A 23,703-nucleotide genomic window follows, 5' to 3' on the forward strand; every position below is an offset into this window, starting at 1 on the left:
CTAGGCGGCGGGGACGGTGGACTCGGTGGCGGTATCGGCCCCGGAGCCGCCGACGGGCATCGGACCCAGGTCCGACGGCGAGCTGAGGGTGCCGCGCACGGCGGTGGCGGCGGCGACGACGGGTGAGACGAGGTGGGTGCGTCCGCCCTTGCCCTGGCGTCCCTCGAAGTTCCGGTTCGACGTCGAGGCGCACCGCTCCCCCGGTGCCAGCTGGTCCGGGTTCATGCCGAGGCACATGGAGCAGCCGGCGAACCGCCACTCCGCGCCGAAGTCCTTGAACACGCGGTCCAGGCCCTCCGCCTCGGCCTGCAGGCGGACGCGCGCCGATCCGGGGACCACCATCATCCGCACGGCGGGGTCCTTCTGCCGGCCACGGATGATGTCGGCGGCGATGCGGAGGTCCTCGATGCGGCTGTTGGTGCAGGAGCCGAGGAAGACGGTGTCCACGCGGATGTCCTTCATCGGCGTGCCCGGCTCGAGCGCCATGTACTCGAGCGCCCGGTTGCAGGCCGCCTTGTCGTTCTCGTCAGCGAAGTCGTCGGGTGAGGGCACCGCCTGGGAGAGCGAGACGCCCTGGCCGGGATTCGTCCCCCAGGTGACGAAGGGCTCGAGGAGGTTCGCGTCGAGGAACACCTCGGCGTCGAAGACGGCGTCGTCGTCGGTGCGCAGTTCCCGCCAGTCGGCGACGGCGGCGTCCCAGTCCTCGCCCTCGGGCGCGTGCGGGCGGCCCTTCAGGTACTCGAAGGTCGTCTCGTCCGGAGCCACCATGCCGGCGCGTGCCCCGGCCTCGATGGACATGTTGCAGATGGTCATGCGTGCTTCCATCGACAGCGACCGGATCGCGGAGCCGCGGTACTCGAGGACGTAGCCCTGGCCCCCGCCGGTGCCGATCTTGGCGATGACGGCCAGGATGATGTCCTTCGACGTGACGCCGGGCTTGAGGGTCCCCTCGACCGTGATGCCCATGGTCCGGAAGGGCTTCAGCGAGAGCGTCTGCGTGGCCATCACGTGCTCCACCTCGGAGGTCCCGATGCCCATCGCGAGTGCTCCGAACGCACCGTGCGTGGAGGTGTGCGAGTCGCCGCAGACGACGGTCAGCCCGGGCTGGGTGAGGCCGAGCTGCGGTCCCACGACGTGGACGATGCCCTGCTCGGCGTCGCCGAGGGAGTGCAGCCGGACGCCGAACTCCCGGCAGTTCGCGCGCAGGGTCTCGATCTGGGTACGGCTCGTGAGATCGGCGATGGGCTTGTCGATGTCCAGCGTCGGCGTGTTGTGGTCCTCCGTGGCGATCGTGAGATCGGGACGGCGCAGCGGCCGTCCGGCCAGGCGGAGTCCCTCGAAGGCCTGCGGCGAGGTGACCTCGTGGACCAGGTGCAGGTCGATGTAGAGGAGGTCGGGCTGCGCTTCCGCGCCGACGACATCGCCCTTGCGGACCACGTGTGCGTCCCAGACCTTCTCTGCCAGTGTCTTGCCCATGACGATCGTCCTTCTCTGTTCCGGCGAACCGGGCCCGGTAGGGCGACCCGGCAGGACCATTGGTGACATCCACTCAACCAGCGCCCGTCGGCGAGGGCCAGCCGGTCGGCTTGCGTCTCAGATAATGAGACGTCAGTATCATCCTATGGACAATTCTAGTGGTGTCGGCGTGATCGACAAGGCCGCGCTGGTACTGGACGCCCTCGAGGCGGGCCCCACCACGCTCGCCCAGCTCGTCGCGTCGACAGGACTGGCCCGCCCCACCGTGCACCGGCTGGCCCTGGCCCTCGCACACCACCGCCTGGTGGGCCGGGACATCCAGGGGCGCTTCGTGCTCGGCAGCCGACTGGTGGAACTCGCCTCGGCTGCCGGCGAGGACCGCCTCATCGCCGCCGCGGGTCCGGTCCTGCTCGGGCTGCGCGACGCGACGGGCGAGAGCGCGCAGCTGTTCCGCCGGCAGGGGGACTGGCGCGTGTGCGTCGCCTCGGCCGAGCGGCCCGTGGGGCTGCGGGACACCATCCCGGTCGGGACGCAGCTGTCGATGAAAGCCGGGTCGGCGGCCCAGTGCCTGCTCGCATGGGAGGACCACGACCGCCTGCTCATGGGCCTGCAGAACGCGCGCTTCACCCCCACCGTACTCGCCGGCGTCCGGCGCCGTGGATGGGCCCAGAGCCTCGGCGAGCGCGAGGCCGGCGTGGCGTCGGTCTCCGCACCCGTGCGCGGCCCCTCCGGGCGGGTGATCGCCGCCGTGTCGATCTCCGGCCCGATGGAACGCCTCACCCGGCAGCCAGGGCGCATCCACGCCGAGGTCGTGTCGGACGCCGCGCGGCAGCTCACGCTGGCCGTCGGATCGGCGTCCGACTGACATGGCGGCCCACCTGCCGACCGGCACGCCGCCCCCCTCCACCGCCACGCCCGGCCGGCGGTACGCCGTCTTCCTGCGCGGCGTCAACGTAGGTGGCGTGAAGGTGAAGATGGCCGAGCTCCGCGACCTGCTCGCCGGCCTCCCGGTCAGCGATGTCGCGACGGTCCTCGCCAGCGGCAATGTCACCTGTTCCTCCTCCCTGGATCCCCTCGGCCTGAAGAACAGCATCGAGGAGGCCCTGACCGGGCACTTCAGGTACGCGGCCCGGGTGATCGTCGTCGCGCACGCCGACCTCCGGGCGATCGCCGCATCGGTCGCGCAGCCTCCGGCGGACGCGCGCACGGACACCGGCATCGACCCGGCCGTCCACACCTATGTCACGCTGTTCACCGGGCCCGACGACCTCGCGGCCTTCCTCGAGGACGCCGGCGACCTGCACCCCGCGGTCCTCGCGGGCCGCACCGCCATCGCGTGGTCCTCCCCCAAGGGGCAGTCCACGGATGTGCCGATCGCCCGCCTCCTGGCGCGGGCGCGGTATGCGGAGACGTCGACCACCCGGAACATCAACACCGTGGACAAGGTGCTGCGCCTCCTCGCGTGAGCGGGGCCCTGCCGGGTGCCGCACGGCCTTGGTACTGTTCGGACGGACCCGCAGGACCAGCCGAAGGACACCCATGCGCCTCATCGCCGACGATTGCTACCAGCTCGACCAGCAGAAGGGCTCGCACGGCTTCGTCGTGGCGGGCGCCGGCCGCGCCGCTGTCATCGACCCCGGCCTGTCCTCCGGGTTCGACGGCGTGATCGCCGAGCTCCGCGCGGACGAGGCGACGACGGGGCCGATCACCGACATCGTCCTCACCCACTACGACCTCGACCACGCACAGGCGGCGCGACGGCTCCAGGAGGCGCTCGGCGCGACGGTCTGGATCGGTGCCGCCGACGCGGACATCCTCCGCGGCCGCACCCGGCCACGGACCGTGTTCCGGAGGGTGCTGCAGAGACTCGTCCCCGTGGCGCTCCCCGACGGCGCGGAGGAACTGGGCGGATCCGGTGAGGTCTTCCCTGGCCTCGCGTACTTCCCGACGCCCGGCCACACCCCGGGCCACTACGCGTACCAGTGGCGCGGTGTGCTGTTCACCGGGGATGCAGCCAGGGTCTCCGCGGAGGGCGACCTGAGCGACTTCCTGGCGCTCTTCATCGACGACAAGCCCACCGCGGCCGGCACCGTCCGGCTGCTGGCCGAGCGCATCCGTTCGGGCTCCGTGGAGTGGGTCTGCTCGGGCCACGACGCCGTCGCCGGTGTCGCGCCCCGGAGCAGCTGACCCGCACGCTTCCTGCCGGTCCGCAGGAGCGTCAGCCCGCCGAGACGTTCGAGCGGCCCGCGTTCTGCGACGCCCAGTCCAGTGCGTAGTCGGCGACCTCCTCCCAGCCGGGTTCGCCGCAGGTCCAGTGCGACCGGCCCGGGAACTCGTGGAAGTCAGTGAGAGCCGCCGACTTCTGGTAGTGCCGGGCGTTGGACCTGTTGACCGACGGCGGCATGATGTGGTCCTTGCCTCCGGCGATGAACAGCAGGGGCGCGCGGTCGTCCAGCGAGTAGTCCACCCAGGTCTCCTGCCGGCCGGGCCTGAAGTTCGCGAGCAGTCCGTAGGCCCAGACCCAGTTCCCGGGGGCGGGGATGTGGTACCGCTCGTACACGATCGACGACTCCTCCTCGTTCAGGGTGTTCGTGAAGGCGTAGTGGAACTGCTGGGGGGTGTAGGCGAAGGCCTGGCGCAGGTACTTGGGATGGCTGAGGATCGGGAAGAAGGTCCGCAGCTGCGACGGCGGGGTCACGCGCACCCCCTCCGTGGGGGCCGAGTTGATGGCGACCGCGGCAGCTCCGAGCCCGCGTGCGACGAGGAGCTGCGTCAGGGTCCCGCCGAAGGAATGGCCCATGAGGATGGGCGGGGTGTCGAGGGACCGGATCACCGCGGCGAGGTGGTCCACCGTCTCGGGCACCGTGAGGCGGGCGATGACGTCGGGATCCTGGCGGAGTGCCTCGACCTCGATCTCGAAGCCCGGATACGCGGGCGCCAGGACCCGGTACCCCTTGCGTTCGTAGTGGGTGATCCAGTCTTCCCAACTGCGCGGGGTCATCCACAACCCGTGGATGAGGACGATGGTGTCAGGACGTTCTGTGGGCATGATCGATCCAATCGCTCGTGGACTCCGGGTATCCCGTGCGCGTCGGCGCGATCGTCACGGCGTGCGTGGCACGCCGGCGACCGCCGTTCTCCCTGCCCTCCGGCTCGGGCCTCCATTGTCGGCCCGCGCGACACCCCGGGAGCCGGGTGCCGCCTACATTTCGTCCCGGCGGCGAATATGACCGGGCCGGTACGGGCAGCCCGCGAGTGATCTGCTCAGGCGCCCCGACGGGCTGCGAGGACGGCGTCGCGGAACCTGTTGCACCGGTCCACCTCGCCCTCCATGGGGGCCACCACGACACCCTCCGCAGCGCGGGCGCAGGCGTCCAGGAGCCGCCGTCGTACGCGTGCCGCCCGCCGGGCTGCCCCCCACCGCGCGAGCAGCGCCGCGACGACGCCCAGCACGATGCCCGCTCCCGCGCCTCCGAGGATGAGCAGGGTGGGTACGGGGAAGCCCTCGACGCGCGGGACGTCGATGGCGGGCAGCTGGAGGAAGCCGAGCACGGCCAGGACGCCGAGCCAGGCGAGCCCTGCGACGAGTGCCGCGAAGGCGATCCACTGCAGGACGCCGAAGATCCCCCACCAGGCACGCCGTCCGGTTTCGAGGTCCACCCCCGTGACCGCCGAGTCGAGCGCGTCCGTCAGGTCGTCGGCGGTACCTCGGGCGGTGTCGCGGAGGGAGGTGTGCCAGGGCTCGGCGACCCCGCGGGCCGCCTCGTCCCCGAAGACGCGCAGCGCCTGGTCCACTTTCGCCCGCTGGGCCGGTTGGGCGAGGGGAAGCGAGGAGCGGCGCACCTCGGGCACGACGTCCTGGCGCCGCAGGTTCAGTCGCCGCAGCGGATCCGGCCGGAACCTCCCCAGCCACCGGGTGACGGGCCAGCCCATGGCGGCGTGGGCGTCACGGCGGTAGGAGTTCCGCACGGCGTCCACCACGACGGGCACGCCCGCCGCTGATCCCAGGCCACGCGCCAGCGCGGCCCTGGCGTCGTCCGACGGACCGGCGACCTGCTCCGCCGCCACGAAGGGGAGGAGCTCGTCCGCGGCACGCGCGGCGTCGGCCGCGATCCGCCGGGTGGCGGCGACACGGCTCTCCGCGAGGCCCCTGATCGCCTCGGCCAGGTCCTCCACCCCGCGGCCCGTCAGTGCGGACACCGGAACGACGGCGACGTCCTGCAGCCCCTCCCCCGCGAGGATGGAGGTAAGGGACGCGGTGACGGCCCCCAGGTCCTGTGCCTGGAGCCGGTCGGCCTGGTTCAGTGCCACGAGGGTCACCGCGTCGTGGTTCGAGAGGCCGCGCAGGAATCCGTGGTGGAGCGCGGCATCGGCGTACTTCTGCGGATCGACCACCCAGAGCAGCACGTCGACCTGCCCCGTGAGCCGCTCCACGATCTCGCGGTGCGCGAGGGCCGTCGAGTCGAAATCCGGGAGGTCGAGGAGGATCAGCCCGGGACCGGTCGGGGGCTCGACGGCGGCCGACACGGGCGCCGTCGACTCCCGGACCGCGGGCGCGGAGCTGCCGCGCCGCCGCCAGCGCAGCAGCCCGCGCCGGCCCCGCTCGGGAGCGTCGGCCCGGACCTCCACGGAGCGCGCGCCGCCCTCGGTACCGGCTCCGTCCTCCCGCAGGGCGGGCACCGGGGTGTCGGCCCGGGCCCGGTCGCCCGGCTCGGCTCCGGTCGTACCGGCGCCACCGGCGCCACCGGCGCCACCGGCGCCACCGGCCGAGGCTGCCGAGCCTGCGACGAGCGGGGCGCCGTCGGGCAGTTCGACGCGCTGGCTGACGCCCAGCCAGTCGAGGAGTTCATCGCTCCCGAGGCGTCCCCAGACCAGGGCGAGCGGTTCGGAGGTCGTGGGGCGCCGGGCGGCGACCCGCGCCGCGTCGGTGCCGCTGAGTGCGTTCACCAGGGACGATTTCCCGCTGCCGGTGGGTCCGAAGATCCCGACGACCGTGTGGTCCGCCGACAGCGACCGCCGCGTGCCCGCGCGATCCAGCGTGGCGTGCAGGCGGGAGAGGCTGTCCTCGGGCAGCCGGTCCCTCCCGAGCTCGTAGGCCGCCTGCAGGTGATCGAGGGCGTCGGTGAGTGCCTCGGCGAGCGGCGTCTCCGCCGTCGCTTCCCGGTGCCGGCTCATGCGCCGTCCCCGGTCCCGGGGAACCGCCCGGGGGGCAGCGCCGTGCGGAGTCGGCTGGCGAGGACCCGGAGGGTCTCCGCCGGCGTCTGCCGGGCCAGCGGCTCGAGGCTGCGGTCGAAGTGCTCCCGCTCCTGTCGGAAGAGCCCCTCCACGCGCGTGGAGAGGTCCTCACGGGCCGTGGCGGTGAGGCGGCGCACGGCGTCGTCGCCGAAGACCGCTTCGAGGAGTTTCTGCCCGGCGACGGCCGAGGCGCCGGCGATGCCGATCTCGCCGCCCGTCAGTCCGCCGGTCGAGGCGAAGACCACCACCATCAGCGCGACGGCGATCCCGTTGACGCCGAAGGAGAGCATGCGCGCGGTGAAGCGCTTGTCGGCGCCCTCGGCCTGGACGAGCAGCAGCAGGTCCTCCTGCCATGCGCGGATCTCCCGCGCGACGTCCGCCGACACCTCGTCGGCTTGCCAGGGGGCGAGGCCTTCCAGCAGCGACCGGCCCGCCGCGTCGGCCCGCCACCGCCGCCGCGTGGACTCGTCGGCGCGCGCCGCCTGCTCGACGACGACGGTCTGCAGCCCGCTGCCGATGGCGTCCGCGACGGTGGCGGCCGGCGCGGGCCGCCCCGTGAAGAACGCACTGACGCGGTCGCGTGCCCGCCCGATCCTCGACTCGAGCCCCCGCATGAACTCGCCGGTGCCGACGAAGTCCTGCCAGCGTGCCAGCACCTCGCCGCGCAGCAGCCTGCCGTCCTCCGTCGCCGCGAGGACACTCCGCAGTGCCTCGCGGTACGCGCCGTCCGCCGCCGCCCGCAGTTCGTCCCCGATCGCCTGTTCCTGGCTCGCCGCCTCGGCGATCCCGTCCATGCGTCCCGCGAGCGCGCGCATGGCACCCTGGACGGTGCGCCGGGCGATGTCCCGCCGTCCCTCGGCGTCGACGGCGAGGGCGTGCAGCCACCGGGTGATGGGCTCGACGGCGTCCGCCGGCAGCATGCGTGCGGATCCGAGGGGAAGCTCGGGGATCACGAAGATCGGGGCGTGGCCGAGATTCTGGGCGGACAGGAGGGTCATCAGGTCGCTCCTGATCTCCTCCTCGACGCCCGGGGGTACGCGATCGAGCACGATGGCCACCAGCACGTCGCGTCGTCCGGCTTCGGCCAGCAGCTTCCAGGGCACGGCGTCCGCGTAGCGGTTGGCCGTCGTCACGAAGAGCCAAAGGTCCGCCGCCGCGAGGAGCTGGCCGGCGAGGCGGCGGTTCTCGTCGGCGATCGAGTCGACGTCGGGGGCGTCGAGGAGGGCCAGGCCGACCGGCAGCGTCGACGTGGGTCGCAGGAGCAGCGTGTCCTTCCCGGGGTCCGTCGTCGCGTGGTGCTGCACGGGTGCCGGGCTGCTGGTCGGCGGCCCGCCTCCCCCGTCGTCGCCTGCCAGGCGCACGCGGCCGAGGGAGGGCAGGACACGGGCATCGTCGAACCATGCCGCGTCGTCCGGGTGGTGCAGCAGGAGCGGCTGGCGCGTGGTGGGGCGGACGGCGCCCGTGGCGGAGACGGGCCGGCCGACGAGGGCATTGACCAGCGTGGATTTGCCCGCCCCGGTCGAGCCGCCGACGACGGCCACGAGGGGCGCGTCGAGGCTGGCCAGCCGCGGGAGGATGTAGTCGTCGAGCTGGGCGCGTGCGGACTTCGTCGCAGCCCGCGCGTCGGCCGAGGAGGGAAGGGCCAGGGGGAACGCGAGATTCTCGAGCGCTCCGTTCACGTCCCGCAGCAGCGGCGGCAGCGCGCGGGCATCGCCGGCCGGGGAGGGTGCGCTCATGGGTCCATCATGCCAGTCGTCCGCCGTCGCCCGGGACGGTCCGCGGGGAGGGCTCTCCGGGGATGCCGGACCTGGCCGGGAAAGCAGAACGTCCCGGACATCGTGATGTCCGGGACGTTCCAGGTGTGACCCCAGCGGGATTCGAACCCGCGTTACCGCCGTGAGAGGGCAGCGTACTAGGCCGCTATACGATGGGGCCAGTACTTTTCCATATTACTACTACTTCTTTACTGCTCGTGCCTCCCCGTACAGGACGGGACTGCGCTGGGGTACCAGGACTCGAACCTAGAATGTTGGTACCAGAAACCAGTGTGTTGCCAATTACACCATACCCCAAGGGCGCTTTTCGGAGACCCGATCGTGCTGGGCTCCGGCCGCGCAACCGCTCCGCGCCGAGAAACAACTTTACCGGACAGGAGGCAGGAACTGCAAAACGGCCACCAGGTCGCCGATGCGGGGCACCTCGGGAGCGTCCTCGCCCGGGCTCCCCGGAGGGACCGCGCCGGTCCCGGAGTCGACGCCGGAGCCCCGGCCGGTCCCGGTCCGGTCGAGCCAGACGCCGAGCAGACCGGCGTCCCGTGCTCCCACGGCATCCACCAGCCTGTTGTCGCCGACGTACAGGGTGCGCGACGGCGCGGTGCCGATGAGGCGGGCCCCCTCGCGGTAGATGGCGGGGTCCGGTTTGGCGACCCCGACCGTGTCGATACCCACGAGCACCCGGACGCGCCCGAGTCCGGCCCGGTCCAGCTTCGCCCGCTGGTAGTCGTGCACGTTGTTGCTCACCGCCCCGTACGGGATCCTGCGTGCATCGAGTTCGTCCAGCAGCGGCAGGACGTCGTCGTAGGCCCGGAAGTGGTGCGGGAGCATCTGCTCGTACGCGCGCACCCACGCCTCGGCCACGCGTCCCAGGAACGGCTCGGGGGTGAAGACCGCCCGTGCGTGGCGGACGCGGTGCACGCGCTGCTCCTCGAAGGTGAGTTCTCCGGCGAGGAAGCGGTCGTAGTGCCGCTGCGGATCGGTCGTGTACAGCGCCTTGTAGCGGACCCAGTCGTCGTCGCCCAGGTGGCTGAGCGCCGGATCGGGGATGGCCTGCAGGGTGTGGCCCATGGCCTGTTCGAGGTCGACGAGCGTGTCGTCGATGTCGAACAGCACGCCCTCCGGGGCGGAGCCCGCGTCCGGGGTCGGTGATCCCCCGACCGGAGCGTGCACGGCTCAGCCCGCCGTCGCGCGGAGGGCGCGCAGGCGCGCCACCGAGGAGTCGCGGCCGAGGATCACCATGGACTCGAACAGCGGGGGCGAGATCCTGCGGCCGGAGATGGCGGTGCGTGCCGGCCCGAAGGCGAGCCTCGGCTTCAGGCCGAGGCCGTCGACGAGCGCTCCCCGGAGGGCCGCCTGCAGCGACTCCGCGTCCCACGCGTCGACGCCCTGCAGGGCGTCGAGCGTCGCGTCGAGCACCTCGCCGAGGTTCTCCGGCAGACCCTTGCGGGCGTCGTCGGCGATGTCGACGGCGTCGTCGGCCTTGAACAGGAAGCCGAGCATCTCCGGTGCCTCGCCGAGCAGCGTGATGCGCTCCTGGATGAGCGGGGCAGCTGCGGTCACGATGCGCACTTCCTCGTCCGTGGGCGGGTCGCCGATGACCCCGGCGGCGGCGAGATAGGGCAGGAGGCGGCTGCGGAACTCGGCGGGGTCGAGGAGCCGCACGTGCGTGCCGTTGATCGCCTCGGCCTTCTTCAGGTCGAAGCGGGCGGGATTGGCGAGGACGTCGCGGACGTCGAACTTCTCGACGAGCTGCTCCACGGAGAAGATGTCCTCGTCCGCGGACAGGCTCCAACCGAGCAGGGACAGGTAGTTGAGCAGCCCCTCGCGGATGAAGCCGCGTTCCCGGTGGAGGAACAGGTTCGATTCGGGGTCCCGCTTGGACAGCTTCTTGTTGCCCTGGCCCATCACGTAGGGCAGGTGGCCGAACAGCGGCATGTACTGGGCGACGCCGATGTCGATCAGCGCGCGGTAGAGGGCCACCTGGCGTGGCGTGGAGGACAGCAGGTCCTCGCCGCGCAGCACGTGGGTGATCCCCATGAGGGCGTCGTCCACGGGGTTCACGAGCGTGTAGAGGGGCGCGCCGTTGGCTCGGACGACGGCGAAGTCGGGCACGCTGCCGGACCGGAAGGTGATGTCGCCGCGCACGAGGTCGGTGAAGGTGATGTCCTCGTCCGGCATGCGCAGGCGCAGGACGGCGGGACGACCCGCGGACCGGAAGGCCTCCTTCTGCTCCCCGGTCAGCGTGCGGTCGTGGTTGTCGTACCCGAGCTTGGGATCGCGGCCCGCCGCACGGTGCCGCTCCTCCACCTCCTCGGGCGTGGAGAAGGACTCGTAGAGGTGGCCCGCCGCGACCAGCCGCTCGATGACGTCCTGGTAGAGATCGCCGCGCTGCGACTGGCGGTAGGGCGCGTGGGGTCCCCCGACCTCGACACCCTCGTCCCAGTCGATGCCCAGCCAGGTCATCGCGTCGAGGAGCTGCTGGTAGCTCTCCTCGCTGTCACGCGCGGCATCGGTGTCCTCGATGCGGAAGACGAGCTTTCCACCCGTATGGCGCGCGTACGCCCAGTTGAACAGCGCGGTCCGGATCAGCCCCACATGGGGGGTGCCGGTCGGCGACGGACAGAATCGGACCCGGACGGGCGTGACATCGGTGACGGTGGGGAGCTCTGCGGCAATAGTCATGATGTCCCCAGTCTAGGCGGGAGCATCGGGGCCGGCCGCGCGCCGTCGCGCCCCGGACGGACGGTCACGACGGCGGATGCGTCAGCGGCGTGCGGGGTTGGACAGGCGGCCGATGCCCTCGATGTCGACGTCGTAGCGCTGGCCGTCGGTGATCAAGCCGACACCGGCGGGCGTGCCGGTCAGGATGATGTCCCCCGGCAGGAGCGTGAAGGCCTGCGAGACGTAGGCCACGAGCTCGCGGGCCCCCCAGATCATGTCGCTCGTGGAACCGTCCTGGCGGAGGTCGCCGTCGAGCGATCCGCGGATGGTCAGGTTCTCGGGATCGAGGTCGGTCTCGATCCACGGGCCGATCGGGCAGGACGTGTCGAATCCCTTGGCACGGGCCCACTGGTCGTCGGTCTTCTGCACGTCGCGTGCGGTTAGGTCGTTCGCACAGGTGTAACCGAAGACGACGTCGTCGACGCGCTCGAGGGGGACGTCCTTGCAGATCCGGCCGATCACCACGGCCAGTTCGGCCTCGTAGGAGATCTGGTCCGAGAAGGACGGCAGCATGATCGGGTCGCCGGGACCGATGACCGATGTGTTGGGCTTCAGGAACATCAGCGGCGCGGCCGGTGTCGCGCCACCCATCTCCTGGACGTGGTCGGCGTAGTTCAGCCCCACCCCGACGACCTTGCTGCGGGGGATGACGGGAGCAAGCAGCCGGACGTCCTCGAGCGCGTGCCGTGCGCCGGTCAGCTGCACTCCCCCGTAGAAGGGGTCACCATGGATGACGGCGACCTCCTCGCTCCCGGGGGAGCCTTCCACAACGCCGAACAGTGGGTCATCATTTACGACAAAGCGTGCAATTCGCATGCCGCCAAGCCTAGCGTGACCCCTTCCTCCGGGGCGTGGGTCCGCCGCGCGGGACGGAATCGGCTCGACGCGCTGGATGGAATCGGCTTAAAGGGAGATACCGCGGGCACTCCCTCCCCAAAAGAGGGTGCCCGCGGTATCCGTGGCGCGCAGGTACGGCCTCGGGGCGTCCGGAACGGATCGCCGCGTCGACCGGAGGTGCCTAGCCGGGCCAGTTGTTGATGCGGTCCAGCGAGGAGACGGGTGCGACGACGCCGGCCTTGGCGGGAGCGGCGTTCGCGGCTGCCGCGCCACCGGTGACGAGGAGGGTTGCAAGGAGGAATGCGGAGGTGAAACGCTTCATGGTTTTTGTCCTTTGGGCTCGATTGACAGTGTAGTGGAACCCGCCCCCATACCACGAGCGGTTCAGTAATTATCATAAGCCACACCAGTCACTTTGGTAACACTTACCGGGAACTTTTTTCCTCAAGTTTTCCAAAGGATGGCCCAAGGGCCCCGCAACCCGAATAATGGGCGAAGCAGCCAATCGATCCGGAGAGCTGAAGGTGGCGATGACTTACAAGGAAGCTGCGGGCGAACGGCTGTTGCTCGAGCTGCGCGCTCGGGATGCCTGGGACCAACGGGACTACGTCGCCGGCCAACGCCTTGCGGAAGAGCTTGCATCCGCTGCGCGGGATGCCGGAGACGAACTCGGCTGGTGGAATGCCACCTTCCTCATCTCGGAATGCCTGCGCAAACAGGGACTCGTCCATGAGGCGCGCGGCGTCGCGGAGGTACTGGCCGAGCATCACCTCACGGCCCAGTCCAAAGCCCTAGGCGCCAGGGTGTCCACCCTCCTCTCCCTCGCGTTGCAGGGGACCGGCGAGCTGGCACCGGCGGTCGCTGCCGCCAGGCAGGCCGTCGTCGATGCCTCGGGCAACGTGGATGACGTGAAGGTGGAGGTCGGGGCGCGCAACGCGCTCATCGCGGCTCTCGCCGATAGCGACCAATTGGAGCTCGCCTGGCAGGAATGCCTGGCCCTCGATGCGCTCCTGCGTCCCGAACCGAGCAGCCAGACGACCGGGATGGCGTTCTGGGCGATCGGCAATGTCGCCTTCCTGCTGGGGCACATCCCCGAGGGGGTCTCCTACCACGGGCTTGCCGCCAAGAACCTCTCCCCCAGCAACGACCTCGATCTGTGGGCACGTTTCAACAGGGCGTCGGCAGCGCTGAGGCTGAAGGCGGGCGTCGTCGCACCCGAGACACTCGAGTGCATCGAACGCGCGGAACTGGCGAGCTCGATCGTCGGTGGAACGGAACGGGATCGCCTCGAGTTGAAGCTGACCCGCGGACAGTGGTTGGTCCTGACGGGCCAGTACGACGCCGCCATCGAGCAGCTCAAGGGCGTGATCGGGCAGAAGCAGCTGCTCGCGACGCACACGGCAGCGGATGCGCATTTCCTCCTCGGGCAGGCGCTGTCGGCGCGGGGAGATTCCGCCAGGGCCGATGCGAACTTCCGCGTGAGCGAGGGACTGTTCCTCCAGTCGGGGGCCAAGGACAGGGCCTCGGCGGCCCGGGCGCTCGTCCATGGAGCCCAGGACGTGCCGGGCTGAGCAAGAGAGGCTCCTCCCGGATTGTCAAGCGAAATCGCGTGTGGACACGCGGGCGCGGCGGCCGATGACCGTCGCGTAATTTGATCCTCGGGTCCCGATCGGGCTGGGCGTTTTCCCCCATTACTCCCACCCCGGTCGGGGCTTCTTCCCTGCGCCGGCCGTTCGCCGAGGTGCCACCGCGTCGGGTGCGGCACGTCGACCCCGGCAGCGGCTGTGCTCAGTGCTAATCTTTCCCCGTCACGCGGACCAGGGCTGCGCAGAGCCTGCCTGCCCGCCGCGCGACTGACTCACCGGCCCCGGCCGGCGCGTCCTCCACCTCATTTTCTTCGACGCCGGCAGCCTGGGGGCAGCGCATGACGACGGTCTCGGTCCGTACGGACCACACAGCCCTCCGGCGTCCGGGTAGCGGCACCCGGAATGTACGCTGGACCCGATGAGCGCCCACAAGGACCCCAGGCTGGCGATGCTCGTGGAGAGCATCGTCCGACTGTCACGGGGAGAGCTCAGCAGCCGGATCGAGCCCTCGAGCGCGAGGGACGAGGTCGACGCCGTGATCACCGGCGTGAACCTGCTCGCGGAGGAGCTCGAGCAGGTCTACGAGCAGTTCGAGAAGCGCGTGGAGAGCCGCACCGCGATGCTCCGCCAGGCCCACCTCGACATGATGAAGATGGCGATGTCGGATGCCCTCACGGGCCTTGCCAACCGGGTGGCCCTCATGGACGCCATCGAGGAGGCCCTGAACCAGGCGACCCGGGGGACCCCTCCCCCCGCCCTGCTGCTCCTGGACCTCGACAGTTTCAAGAACGTCAACGACCGCTTCGGCCACGACGCGGGTGACAGGGTGCTGCAGGAGGTGGCCGCCCGCCTCAACAGCGTCGTCCGCGAGAGCGACGTCGTGGCCCGTCTCGGCGGCGACGAGTTCGCGATCCTCCTGCCCGGCGCGACCATGGACACCGCGATGCACGTGGCACGCCGGGCCTTGGAGGTCCTCAACGAGCACATCCGTCTCGACTCTCTCTACGTCCACGCGCGCGCGAGCATCGGGGTGCGCCTCGGCACCGCCGACCAGACGGCCGAGGAACTCCTGCTCGACGCCGACACGGCCATGTACGCGGCGAAGCGCGAGGGTCGCAGCATCATCAAGGTCTTCGAACCCGTGATGCTGTACTCACGGCAGCTCCGCAGCCAGATGGCCACCGAACTGCGGGGGGCGATCAATTCGGACGAGCTCGTGCTCCACTACCAGCCGGTGGTGGAGCTCGCCACCAACCGGATCCTCGGCGTCGAGGTCCTGGTGCGGTGGCAGCACCCGCTGCGCGGCCTGATCCCGCCGGACACCTTCATCCCGCTCGCCGAGGAGATCGGGGTCATCCACGACCTCGACCGCTGGGTGATGTCCACATCGCTCCGCCAACTCGCCCAGTGGCGCCGGGACTTCCCCCTCGACGACGATTTCCAGCTGCGGGTGAACCTGTCCGCGGTCGAGCTGAAGCAGCTCGACCTCGTCGACTCCGTCCGGACCCTGCTCCGCGAGCTCGACCTGCCGCCGCGCAACCTGGTGGTCGAGATCACCGAGACGGCGATCGTCACGCGCGGGGAGGTGGAGATGTACTCGCTGCTGAGCCTGCAGCAGCTCGGCGTCGGCATCGAGATCGACGACTTCGGGACGGGGTACTCCTCCATCAGCTACCTGCGGGAGCTGCCCGTGAGCATGGTGAAGGTGGACCGCTCCCTGCTCGTGGAGCTCAACACGAGGCCCGGGCAGCTGGAGTTCGTCGCGGCGATCCTGCAGCTCATCCGGGCCGCCGGCCTCGAGGCCGTCTTCGAGGGCATCGAGACACGCGAGCAGGCGAACCAGCTGAGGGAACTGGGCTGCGCGAGCGGCCAGGGGTACTACTTCAGCCGACCCATGCCCGCCGAGGAGGCAGGGGTGCTCCTCGCCACGACACGCCACCTGCGGGTCGGCGAGGAGATCGACGGCCCGGAGCGGGCAGCCTCCCGCTGATCCATCCCGGACACGGCGACGGCGCCCGCCCCGGAAGGGTCGGGCGCCGTCGGGAGGTCCTCAGACGAGCCGCACCAGCCAGCCGTGTGTGTCCTCCACGGCTCCGGTCTGGATACCGAGGAGCTGGCTCCGGATCGACATGGTGACCTCGCCCGCCGCTCCGTCCGCGGTCCCGATGTACTCGTCGCCGTCGCGCAGGCGTCCGATGGGGGTGATGACGGCGGCCGTGCCGCACGCGAACACCTCCGTGATGTCGCCGGTGGCGACACCGTCGCGCCACTCGTCGAGCGTGATCTTGCGCTCGACGACGTCCAGGCCGCGGTCGCGGCCGAGCTGGATCACCGAGGACCGCGTCACGCCCTCGAGGATGGTGCCCGACAGGGCCGGGGTCACGAGGGATCCGTCGCGGAAGACGAAGAAGACGTTCATGCCCCCGAGTTCCTCGACCGCGTTGTCGTTGAACTGGTCGAGGAACAGCACCTGCTTGCAGCCGTGGGCTTCCGCCTCCAGCTGCGCGGCGAGGGACGAGGCGTAGTTGCCGCCCGCCTTCGCCGCTCCGGTGCCGCCGCGCCCTGCCCGCGCGTAGTTGCGGGACACCCAGATGTCGACAGGCCGAACCTCTCCGCCGAAGTAGTTGCCCGCTGGGGACGCGATCACGCGGTAGGACACCTCGCGCGCCGGGCGGACGCCGAGGAACGCCTCGGTGGCGATCATGAACGGCCGGATGTACAGGCTCTCGCCGTCCCCGGACGGGATCCAGTCCTGGTCCGCGGCGACGAGCTGGCGCAGCGACTCGAGGAACAGCTCCTCGGGCAGCTGGGGCAGGGCGAGGCGGACGGCCGACCGGTTGAGGCGTGCGGCGTTGGCATCGGCCCGGAACGTCCACACCGATCCGTCCGCGTGGCGGTACGCCTTCATGCCCTCGAAGATCTCTTGGCCGTAGTGCAGGACGGCGGCCGCCGGGTCGAGGGCGATGGGTCCGTAGGGCTCGAGGCGCGCACTGTGCCAGCCCCCCACGCCGGACTCGTCGACGCTGAAGTCGACGATGGCGGTGTGGTCGGTGAAGAAGTTGCCGAAGCCCGGGTTCGCCAGCACCGCCTCCCGCTCCTCGACCGGCGTGCGGCGGGTCGACAGGTGCTGGGTGAACTGGGTTTCGGTGGCTGTCATGGTTCCTCCGCGCTCGAACGGACTGCACGCGCGGCGCGGCCGCCGTCGTCCGTCGGTGGTCAGTGCTCCGGCACTGGGTTAATGATGTGTAACCACCTTAGGACACGGCAGCGGCGATGGCATCGCCGACGGCAACCGTGGTGCGTGCTCCCGTTCGGGAGCCGATGTCCGTCTCGACGGCCTGCTCGATCCTGGCCGCGTGGGCCTCGAGCCCGAGGTGGCGGAGCAGGAGGGCCGCGGAGAGGATCGCGGCGGTGGGGTCGGCGATCTGCCGGCCGGCGATGTCGGGCGCCGATCCGTGGACCGGCTCGAACATGGACGGTGCGGTGCGGTCCATGTTGAGGTTCGCGGACGCGGCCAGCCCGATCCCGCCCGAGACCGCTGCCGCGAGGTCCGTCACGATGTCGCCGAACAGGTTGTCGGTGACGATCACGTCGAAGCGGGAGGGGTCGGTGACGAGGAAGATCATTGCGGCGTCGACGTGCAGGTAGTCGTGCTCCACGGCGGGGAACTCGACCGCGACGGCCTCCACGATCCGCTTCCACAGGTGCCCCGCGTAGACGAGGACGTTGTGCTTGTGCACGAGGGTCAGCTTCCCGCGGCGTGCCGCGGCGCGCCGGAACGCGTCCCGGACGACGCGCTCCACGCCGTGCGCCGTGTTGAGGGACACCTCGGTGGCCACCTCGTGGTCGGTACCGCCCCGCAGCGTCCCGCCGTTGCCCGTGTACGGGCCTTCGGTCCCCTCGCGCACGACGACGAAATCGACGACGCCCGGGTCCGCGAGCGGGCTGGGCACCCCCGCGTACAGCCGGGTGGGCCGCAGGTTCACGAAGTGGTCCAGCGAGAAGCGCAGCTTCAGGAGGAACTCGCGCTCGATGAGCCCGGACGGCACGAGGGTGTCACCCGGTGCTGCGCCGACCGCCCCGAACAGGATCGCGTCGTGGCCCCGCAGCCGCTCGAGCGTCGCGTCCGGCAGCGTCTCCCCCGTGGCGAGCCAGTGCTCGGCTCCGAGCTCGTACTCGGTCAGGGCGACGTCCACGTCCTTCCCGACGGCAGCGAGCAGCACCTTCACCGCCTCGGTGGTCACTTCGGGGCCGATCCCGTCTCCCGGGATGACGGCGATGTCGATGCGGTGCGGTGCGTCGGTCATGGTCCCAGCGTAGGAAGGCGCCCGGTCCGGCGACAATCCGTCCGCAGGCTGAGACGGCTCCCCCCACGGTCGGATGTGCGCCGACCGTGCCGCACCTAGAGTTGGTTGCCATGGACATCCACCTGCGGTTCGCGCGCTGGGTACGCACGCACCCGGGGACGCTGGACGTCTGCCTCGCGCTGGTGATCCTCGTCCTCCTGGTCCTGCCCTTCGCCGCCAGCGGCACCGACGGATACGCCGGCGTCGTCGCCACGTCCGCGGCCGTGGTCGTCCCGCTGATCTGGCGACGCTCGCGGCTCCTGCTCTCCGCCGGCATCATCGCCGGCGTCTCGGTCCTGCAGCTCGTCCTCGGCATCCAGCCGGTCCCGGCGCAGTTCGTCGTCCTGATCACCCTGTACACGCTGGCCGCGTACGGTCCGAGGTGGGCGAGCCTGGGAGGCCTCACGCTCGCCCTCGTCGGTTCGGCCGTGGGCCTCGTGCGGTTCGGCGACCTGATCGGCATCGGCGGCACGGCGTCCGTGCTGACCTCCGTGCCGCTGTACCTGATCGTGCTGTTCTTCGTCGAGGCGCTCGTGCTGCTCGCGTGGACGACGGGCGACCTCGCGCGGGCGCGCCGTCGCACCTACCAGGCGCTCGAGGACAGGACGCGGCGGCTCGAGGTGGAGCGGCAGCAGGAGCGCGACCTCGCGGCCGCCGACGAGCGGAGCCATATCGCCCGCGAGATGCACGACATCGTGGCGCACTCCCTCTCGGTCATCATCACGCAGGCCGACGGCGCACGGTACGCGAGCGCACAGGCGCCGGATCTCGCCGTCCAGACGCTCGGCACCATCGCCGAGACCGGCCGGGGTTCGCTGCGCGAGATGCGGAGGCTGCTCGGGGTGCTGCGCGGCGACGAGACGGCCTCCACCCGGCCGCTGCCGACGCTGGACGACGTCGACTCCCTCCTCCAGTCGGTGCGGCGTTCCGGCGTGCGGGTCGCCTGCCGGCGTATCGGCACCCCCCGCAAGCCGCTCCCCCTCGGGGCGGAGCTGACCGCCTACCGCGTGGTGCAGGAGTCCCTCACGAACGTCCTCAAGCATGCCGGGGCGCACACGACCACCGAGGTGACCCTCGAGTTCGGCGCGCGCGGACTGGGCATCACGGTCGACGACGACGGCCGCGGTGCCGCCCCCGATCCCGCCACGGCGGGTACGGGCCAGGGGATCATCGGGATGACGGAGCGTGTCCGCCTCTACGACGGCACCGTGTCGGCGGCGCCGCGCACGGGCGGTGGCTACCGCGTCGAGGCGTTCATCCCCTACACGCAGACCTAGGCTGGGAGCGGCGGGCGGCCACGACGTACGGCGGCCGGCGACGACCGGGCGCCGGAGCACACCGGGGACCAGGAAAGGCTAGGACCACCATGGACAGTACGGCCAGCACCAGCACGACCGGCACGAGCGGCCCGGTCAGCACCGAACGCCCGACCGGTCGGGACGACGGCTCCGTGCCGGCGGACGGCGTGGTCGCCGCGCCGATCCGGGTCGTGATCGTCGACGACCAGCACCTGGTGCGCAGCGGCTTCGCCATGCTCATCGACTCGCAATCGGACCTCCGGGTCGTCGGTGAGGCGGCCAACGGCGAGGAGGCGGTGCGGGCCCTCGCGGCCACCCGTGCCGATGTCGTCCTGATGGACGTCCGCATGCCGGGCATGGACGGCATCGAGGCGACGCGCCGCATCCTCGCCGGTGACGGCTCGGCGACCGGCGGCGCGGAGGGCGGGCCGCGGATCGTGGTGCTGACGACGTTCGACCTCGACGAGTACGCACTGGCCGCGATCCACGCCGGGGCGAGCGGGTTCCTGCTCAAGGACGCACCACCCGAGGAGTTGCTGGAGGCGATCCGGACGGTGCACCGGGGCGACGCCGTCATCGCGCCCTCCACCACGCGGCGCCTGCTGGACCACGTGGCCCCGCTCCTGCGCCGGCCCTCCGCCGCGCAGGATGCGCAGGCCGAGGCAGTGGCCCGGCTGACGCCCCGTGAGCGCGAGGTGTTCGGCCTCATCGCGCAGGGCCTGTCGAACCCGGAGATCGCAGCGCAGCTGTTCCTGTCCGAGGCGACCGTGAAGACACACGTGGGCCACATCCTCGCGAAGCTCGAGGCGCGCGACCGCGTCCAGGCCGTCGTGCTGGCGTACGCGACGGGCGTGGTCCGGCCCTGACGGCCGGACCACCGCCGGCCCCGCCGGTCGTACGCCCGGAGCCTCCGGCTCATCCCCCGGTAGGAGGGCCGCGCCCGTCCATCCCGGTCCGTGCGCCGATCCGCCCGGCGGGCGCGATCCCTAGCGTGGAAGCATGACGACCTCCACGAATCTCCCCGCCGGTGCGCCCGGCGTCCCCACCCACCCGGCCCCGACCGACGGCGCCGTCGCCGCCCGCGGCGTGTCCAAGAGCTACGGCCGCGGCGAGACCGCCGTCCACGCGCTCCGCGACGTCTCCGTCGACTTCGCCCGGGAACACTTCACCGCCATCATGGGTCCGTCCGGGTCCGGCAAGTCCACCCTCATGCACTGCCTGGCGGGGCTCGACAGCATCGACACCGGGCGCCTGTGGATCGGCGGGACCGACATCACGGGTCTTCCCGACGCCGAGCTCACGCGGCTCCGCCGTGAACGCGTCGGCTTCGTGTTCCAGGCCTTCAACCTCGTACCCACCCTGACCGCGGAGCAGAACATCACCCTGCCGGTCGCGCTGGCCGGGGGCACGGTGGACGCCGCGTGGCTGCAGCAGATCACCTCCTCGCTGGGCCTCGCCGACCGGCTGTCCCACCGCCCCCACGAGCTCTCCGGCGGCCAGCAGCAGCGGGTCGCCGTCGCACGCGCCCTGCTCACGCGACCCGATGTCATCTTCGGCGACGAACCCACCGGCAACCTCGACTCCGCGACGGGCGCCGAGGTACTGTCCCTGCTGCGGCGCAGCTGCCGGGAGATGGGTCGGAGCATCATCATGGTCACGCACGATCCCGTGGCGGCCTCCTACGCCGACCGCGTGGTCCTGATGAAGGACGGCGCCCTGGTCGGCGAGCTCGAGCAGTCGACGCCCGACGCCATCCTCCACGCACTCGCGACGCTGGGGGCCTGACGTGCTGCAGCTGGCCCTCGCACAGGTGCGGGTCCATGCCCGCCGCTTCGTCGCCGTCGGCCTCGCCGTGATGCTCGGCGTCGCCTTCCTCTCCGCGACCCTCATGGTGGGCGCGACCACCAACGCCAGCCTCGGCCGGAGCATCGGCGCCGCCTACGCGAAGGCCGACCTCGTCGTCACGGGAGAGGACGGCGCGGACCTCCCCGCCGGCGTCGTCGACCGGTTGGCCGCCGTGCCCGGCGTGGACACCGCGCATGGGCTCGAACGCGCCTACAGCCCGCTCGCGACGGGCTCCCGGACCTCCCTCGCCGCCTTCACGGCCACCGCTCCGGCCGGCCTGGAGACGGCAGAGGTCACGCGCGGCTCGTACCCGCGAAGCCCGGGCGAGGTCGCCCTCGACGAGGAGTCCGCCACCCGGCTCGGTGTCGCGCCCGGCGACACCGTGGCCGTCGGCGACGGGACGGGGACGGCTGCCACGCTGGGCGGCGCCCTGACCGTCACCGGCCTCACCCGGCCGAGTGCCGATCCCACCCTCTCGGGGTCGGTGCAGGTCCTCGCATCGGCCCAGGTCGTCCGAGAGCTCACCGGCGGCGAGCCCGCCGTCCGCAACGTCCAGCTCGCCCTCGCCCCCGACGCCGACACCGGAGCACTTGCTTCCGCCGTCGCCGCGGCCCTCGGGAGCGACCTCCCCGACTCCCCGGGCCTCACTGTCCGCACGGCCGCCGAGCAGACCCTCGCCGACGTCGCACAGCTCTCGAACGGCAACGACGCCCTCACGGGCATCCTCCTCGCCTTCGCCGCCGTCGCCGTCCTCGTCGCCGGGCTCGTCATCTCGAACACGTTCTCCGTCCTGGTGGCACAGCGGACGCGGGAGCTCGCCCTGCTGCGCTGCATCGGGGCCGAGCGACGCCAGATCCGTGCCGCGGTGCTCGTCGAGGCAGCCGTCGTGGGCCTGGCGGGTGCCCTGCTCGGCGTCCTCCTCGCGGTGGGCGTGATGGCCGCCCTCGTGGGCCTCGCACGCGGGACCGACTTCGGCTCGTTCGCCGTCCTGGCCGTCCCACCGTCCGCCGTCGTCACCGGTGTCGCGGTGGGGGTGCTGATGACGCTCCTCGCCGCCCTCGTCCCCGCGCGTGCCGCGACGCGCGTCGCCCCGCTCGCCGCGCTCCGTCCCGCCGACCCGGTCCGCGCCACCGGCCGGAGCGGGAGGGTCCGGCTCGGCCTGGGCGTCGCCGCCCTGCTCCTCGGCGTCGCCCTCCTCCTGGCGGGCGCGTATGCCGCGGCGATCGGACCGGCCGTCCTGGGAGGAGCCGTCTCCTTCCTCGGCGTCGTGCTGCTCGCCCCGTTCTTCATCCCGGCGAGCGTCGCGGCGGTCGGGCGGCTCGCCCGCCCCCTGGGCGTGCCCGGCACGCTGGCGTCGGTGAACGCCGTCCGGAACCCCGCCCGCACCACGGCGTCCTCCGCGGCGCTGCTCGTCGGCGTGACCCTCGTGACGATGATGATGGTCGGGGCGCAGACCGCCCGCACCTCCTTCGACCGCGAGCTCGACGGGAACTACGCGGTCGACCTCGAGGTGAGGGTCCCGGGATCCCTCCCCGCCACGCCCGGACCCGCAAGCGGTGTCCCCGCGCCGTCCCGCATCGACGCGGCCACGCTCCTGCAGGTCGACGGCGTGCAGACCGCCGTCGAGCTCACCCCCGTGCTGCTCACGAGCACCGAGGACGGCGCCCAGCTGGTGTACGCGGCGGACGCCGACGAGGTCGCCGGTGTGCTCCGCGCCGAGGGCGTCAGGCTGGAGGACGGCCTGGTGCTCGCTCCGCAGACGTGGGAGCAGGCCGACGTGACACTCGAGGGCGGGAACGGGCCCGCCACCCTGCCCGTCACGGCGACGGACGCCGCGTTCTTCCAGCCCCTCATCACCCGGGCCACGGCGGACCGGCTCGGCGGCACGCCGCCGGAGGCGCTGGGTACCTACCTGGGCGAACCGGCCGGCGACGGCGCCTCCCCGCCGGCGGATGCCGCCGCCTTCGCCGCCGCCGTGGGTCCCACCTTCTGGCTCAGGCTCGCCGACGGGCTGGACGCGGAGGGCATCACGGAGGTCCAGGCGCAGATCGTCGCCGCGACGGGCGTCACGGAGTACAGCGTCACGGGCCCGGCGATCGAACGCGTCGCATACCACGAGATCATCGACGTCATGCTGCTGATCGTCACCGCCCTGCTCGCCGTGGCCGTCCTCATCGCGCTCATCGGGGTCGCGAACACGCTGTCCCTCTCGGTGCTGGAACGGCGCCGCGAGAACTCGCTGCTGCGCGCCCTCGGCCTCACCCGGGGACAGCTGCGGGGCATGCTCGCCGTCGAGGCGGTGCTCCTCGCCGGCGTCGCGGCCCTGCTCGGCTCCGGGCTCGGCATCCTGTACGGGTGGCTCGGCGCGCAGTCGGCCCTGGGCGGCATCACCCCGGTCAGTCCGGCGGTGCCCGTCGACCAGATCGGTGCCGTCCTCCTGGTGGCCCTCACGGCGGGACTCCTGGCCTCGGTGCTCCCCGCCCGGCGGGCGGCCCGGCTCTCCCCGGTGGCCGGGCTCGCCGCGGACTGACGACCGGCCCGGCGTCCTCCCCTCCCGCGACGCGGCGACCTATACACTGAGCGT

19 protein-coding genes and 2 tRNA genes are annotated in these 23,703 nt (G+C 71.8%); 9 read left to right on the forward strand and 12 right to left on the reverse strand.

Features of this window, described 5'->3' with window-relative positions; genetic code table 11:
- A complete protein-coding gene (gene leuC / locus CXQ97_RS00570; protein WP_104178914.1) occupies nt 1-1,476 on the reverse strand; it encodes a 3-isopropylmalate dehydratase large subunit in 1,476 nt (491 codons plus the stop codon).
- Between the two features lie 145 nt (nt 1,477-1,621).
- On the opposite strand from leuC, the gene CXQ97_RS00575 reads away from it, so the two are divergent.
- From CXQ97_RS00575 to CXQ97_RS00585, 3 genes are all read left to right on the forward strand, one after another.
- Complete coding sequence (locus CXQ97_RS00575) at nt 1,622-2,341, forward strand: IclR family transcriptional regulator (protein WP_104178915.1); 720 nt, start codon at nt 1,622-1,624, stop codon at nt 2,339-2,341.
- A gap of 1 nt (nt 2,342) precedes the next feature.
- Nucleotides 2,343-2,942 carry a DUF1697 domain-containing protein gene (locus CXQ97_RS00580; RefSeq protein ID WP_104178916.1) on the forward strand — a complete coding sequence of 200 codons (600 nt, stop codon included), beginning with the start codon at nt 2,343-2,345 and terminating at the stop codon, nt 2,940-2,942.
- A gap of 73 nt (nt 2,943-3,015) precedes the next feature.
- The gene (locus CXQ97_RS00585) at nt 3,016-3,663 is read left to right on the forward strand and encodes an MBL fold metallo-hydrolase (RefSeq protein ID WP_181034930.1); all 648 of its coding nucleotides are present in this window, start codon (nt 3,016-3,018) and stop codon (nt 3,661-3,663) included.
- A gap of 31 nt (nt 3,664-3,694) precedes the next feature.
- Here the strand turns inward: CXQ97_RS00585 and CXQ97_RS00590 are convergent, their stop codons facing one another.
- From CXQ97_RS00590 to CXQ97_RS19710, 9 genes are all read right to left on the reverse strand, one after another.
- Entirely contained in the window at nt 3,695-4,525 is an 831-nt protein-coding gene (locus tag CXQ97_RS00590; protein WP_104178918.1) for an alpha/beta hydrolase, read from the reverse strand.
- Nucleotides 4,526-4,740: 215 nt separating this feature from the next.
- Nucleotides 4,741-6,651: a GTPase gene (locus CXQ97_RS20035; protein ID WP_219815371.1), complete on the reverse strand. Its 1,911-nt coding sequence runs from the start codon at nt 6,649-6,651 to the stop codon at nt 4,741-4,743.
- Nucleotides 6,648-8,447 carry a dynamin family protein gene (locus CXQ97_RS00600; protein WP_104178919.1) on the reverse strand — a complete coding sequence of 600 codons (1,800 nt, stop codon included), beginning with the start codon at nt 8,445-8,447 and terminating at the stop codon, nt 6,648-6,650. Before CXQ97_RS00600 ends, CXQ97_RS20035 begins: the two co-directional genes overlap by 4 nt.
- 126 nt (nt 8,448-8,573) lie before the next feature.
- Nucleotides 8,574-8,646, reverse strand: a tRNA-Glu gene (locus CXQ97_RS00605).
- Nucleotides 8,647-8,711: 65 nt separating this feature from the next.
- A tRNA-Gln gene (locus tag CXQ97_RS00610) sits at nt 8,712-8,783 on the reverse strand.
- Between the two features lie 69 nt (nt 8,784-8,852).
- The gene (locus CXQ97_RS00615) at nt 8,853-9,656 is read right to left on the reverse strand and encodes an HAD family hydrolase (protein WP_258062107.1); all 804 of its coding nucleotides are present in this window, start codon (nt 9,654-9,656) and stop codon (nt 8,853-8,855) included.
- Nucleotides 9,657-9,659: 3 nt separating this feature from the next.
- Nucleotides 9,660-11,168: a glutamate--tRNA ligase gene (gene gltX, locus CXQ97_RS00620; RefSeq protein ID WP_104178920.1), complete on the reverse strand. Its 1,509-nt coding sequence runs from the start codon at nt 11,166-11,168 to the stop codon at nt 9,660-9,662.
- An 81-nt stretch (nt 11,169-11,249) separates the two neighbouring features.
- On the reverse strand, nt 11,250-12,023 hold the full coding sequence (locus tag CXQ97_RS00625) for a fumarylacetoacetate hydrolase family protein (RefSeq protein ID WP_104178921.1): 774 nt from the start codon (nt 12,021-12,023) through the stop codon (nt 11,250-11,252).
- Nucleotides 12,024-12,225: 202 nt separating this feature from the next.
- Nucleotides 12,226-12,366 (reverse strand): hypothetical protein, encoded by a 141-nt coding sequence (locus CXQ97_RS19710; RefSeq protein WP_181034931.1) that lies wholly within the window; start codon nt 12,364-12,366, stop codon nt 12,226-12,228.
- Between the two features lie 208 nt (nt 12,367-12,574).
- Between CXQ97_RS19710 and CXQ97_RS00630 the strand changes: the two genes are divergently transcribed.
- On the forward strand, nt 12,575-13,615 hold the full coding sequence (locus tag CXQ97_RS00630) for a hypothetical protein (protein WP_146069544.1): 1,041 nt from the start codon (nt 12,575-12,577) through the stop codon (nt 13,613-13,615).
- Nucleotides 13,616-14,048: 433 nt separating this feature from the next.
- A complete protein-coding gene (locus CXQ97_RS00635; RefSeq protein ID WP_104178923.1) occupies nt 14,049-15,620 on the forward strand; it encodes a bifunctional diguanylate cyclase/phosphodiesterase in 1,572 nt (523 codons plus the stop codon).
- A gap of 60 nt (nt 15,621-15,680) precedes the next feature.
- Here CXQ97_RS00635 and CXQ97_RS00640 read toward each other — a convergent pair whose 3' ends face one another.
- On the reverse strand, nt 15,681-16,787 hold the full coding sequence (locus CXQ97_RS00640) for a branched-chain amino acid aminotransferase (protein ID WP_104178924.1): 1,107 nt from the start codon (nt 16,785-16,787) through the stop codon (nt 15,681-15,683).
- Between the two features lie 97 nt (nt 16,788-16,884).
- The gene (locus CXQ97_RS00645) at nt 16,885-17,937 is read right to left on the reverse strand and encodes a 3-isopropylmalate dehydrogenase (RefSeq protein ID WP_104178925.1); all 1,053 of its coding nucleotides are present in this window, start codon (nt 17,935-17,937) and stop codon (nt 16,885-16,887) included.
- A 110-nt stretch (nt 17,938-18,047) separates the two neighbouring features.
- Here CXQ97_RS00645 and CXQ97_RS00650 point away from each other — a divergent pair, with 110 nt between their 5' ends.
- The 4 genes from CXQ97_RS00650 (at nt 18,048) to CXQ97_RS00665 (ending at nt 23,649) form a co-directional block, all read left to right on the forward strand.
- Nucleotides 18,048-19,253, forward strand: coding sequence for a sensor histidine kinase (locus CXQ97_RS00650; RefSeq protein WP_104178926.1), 1,206 nt, complete (start codon nt 18,048-18,050; stop codon nt 19,251-19,253).
- Nucleotides 19,254-19,342: 89 nt separating this feature from the next.
- Entirely contained in the window at nt 19,343-20,140 is a 798-nt protein-coding gene (locus CXQ97_RS00655) for a response regulator transcription factor (protein WP_104178927.1), read from the forward strand.
- Between the two features lie 133 nt (nt 20,141-20,273).
- Nucleotides 20,274-21,059: an ABC transporter ATP-binding protein gene (locus CXQ97_RS00660; RefSeq protein ID WP_104178928.1), complete on the forward strand. Its 786-nt coding sequence runs from the start codon at nt 20,274-20,276 to the stop codon at nt 21,057-21,059.
- Nucleotide 21,060: 1 nt separating this feature from the next.
- Nucleotides 21,061-23,649: an FtsX-like permease family protein gene (locus CXQ97_RS00665; RefSeq protein WP_104178929.1), complete on the forward strand. Its 2,589-nt coding sequence runs from the start codon at nt 21,061-21,063 to the stop codon at nt 23,647-23,649.
- Nucleotides 23,650-23,703 lie beyond the last annotated feature (54 nt).

This window comes from Arthrobacter sp. B0490 (genome assembly GCF_002929355.1).
Taxonomy (GTDB): Bacteria; Actinomycetota; Actinomycetes; order Actinomycetales; family Micrococcaceae; genus Arthrobacter_D.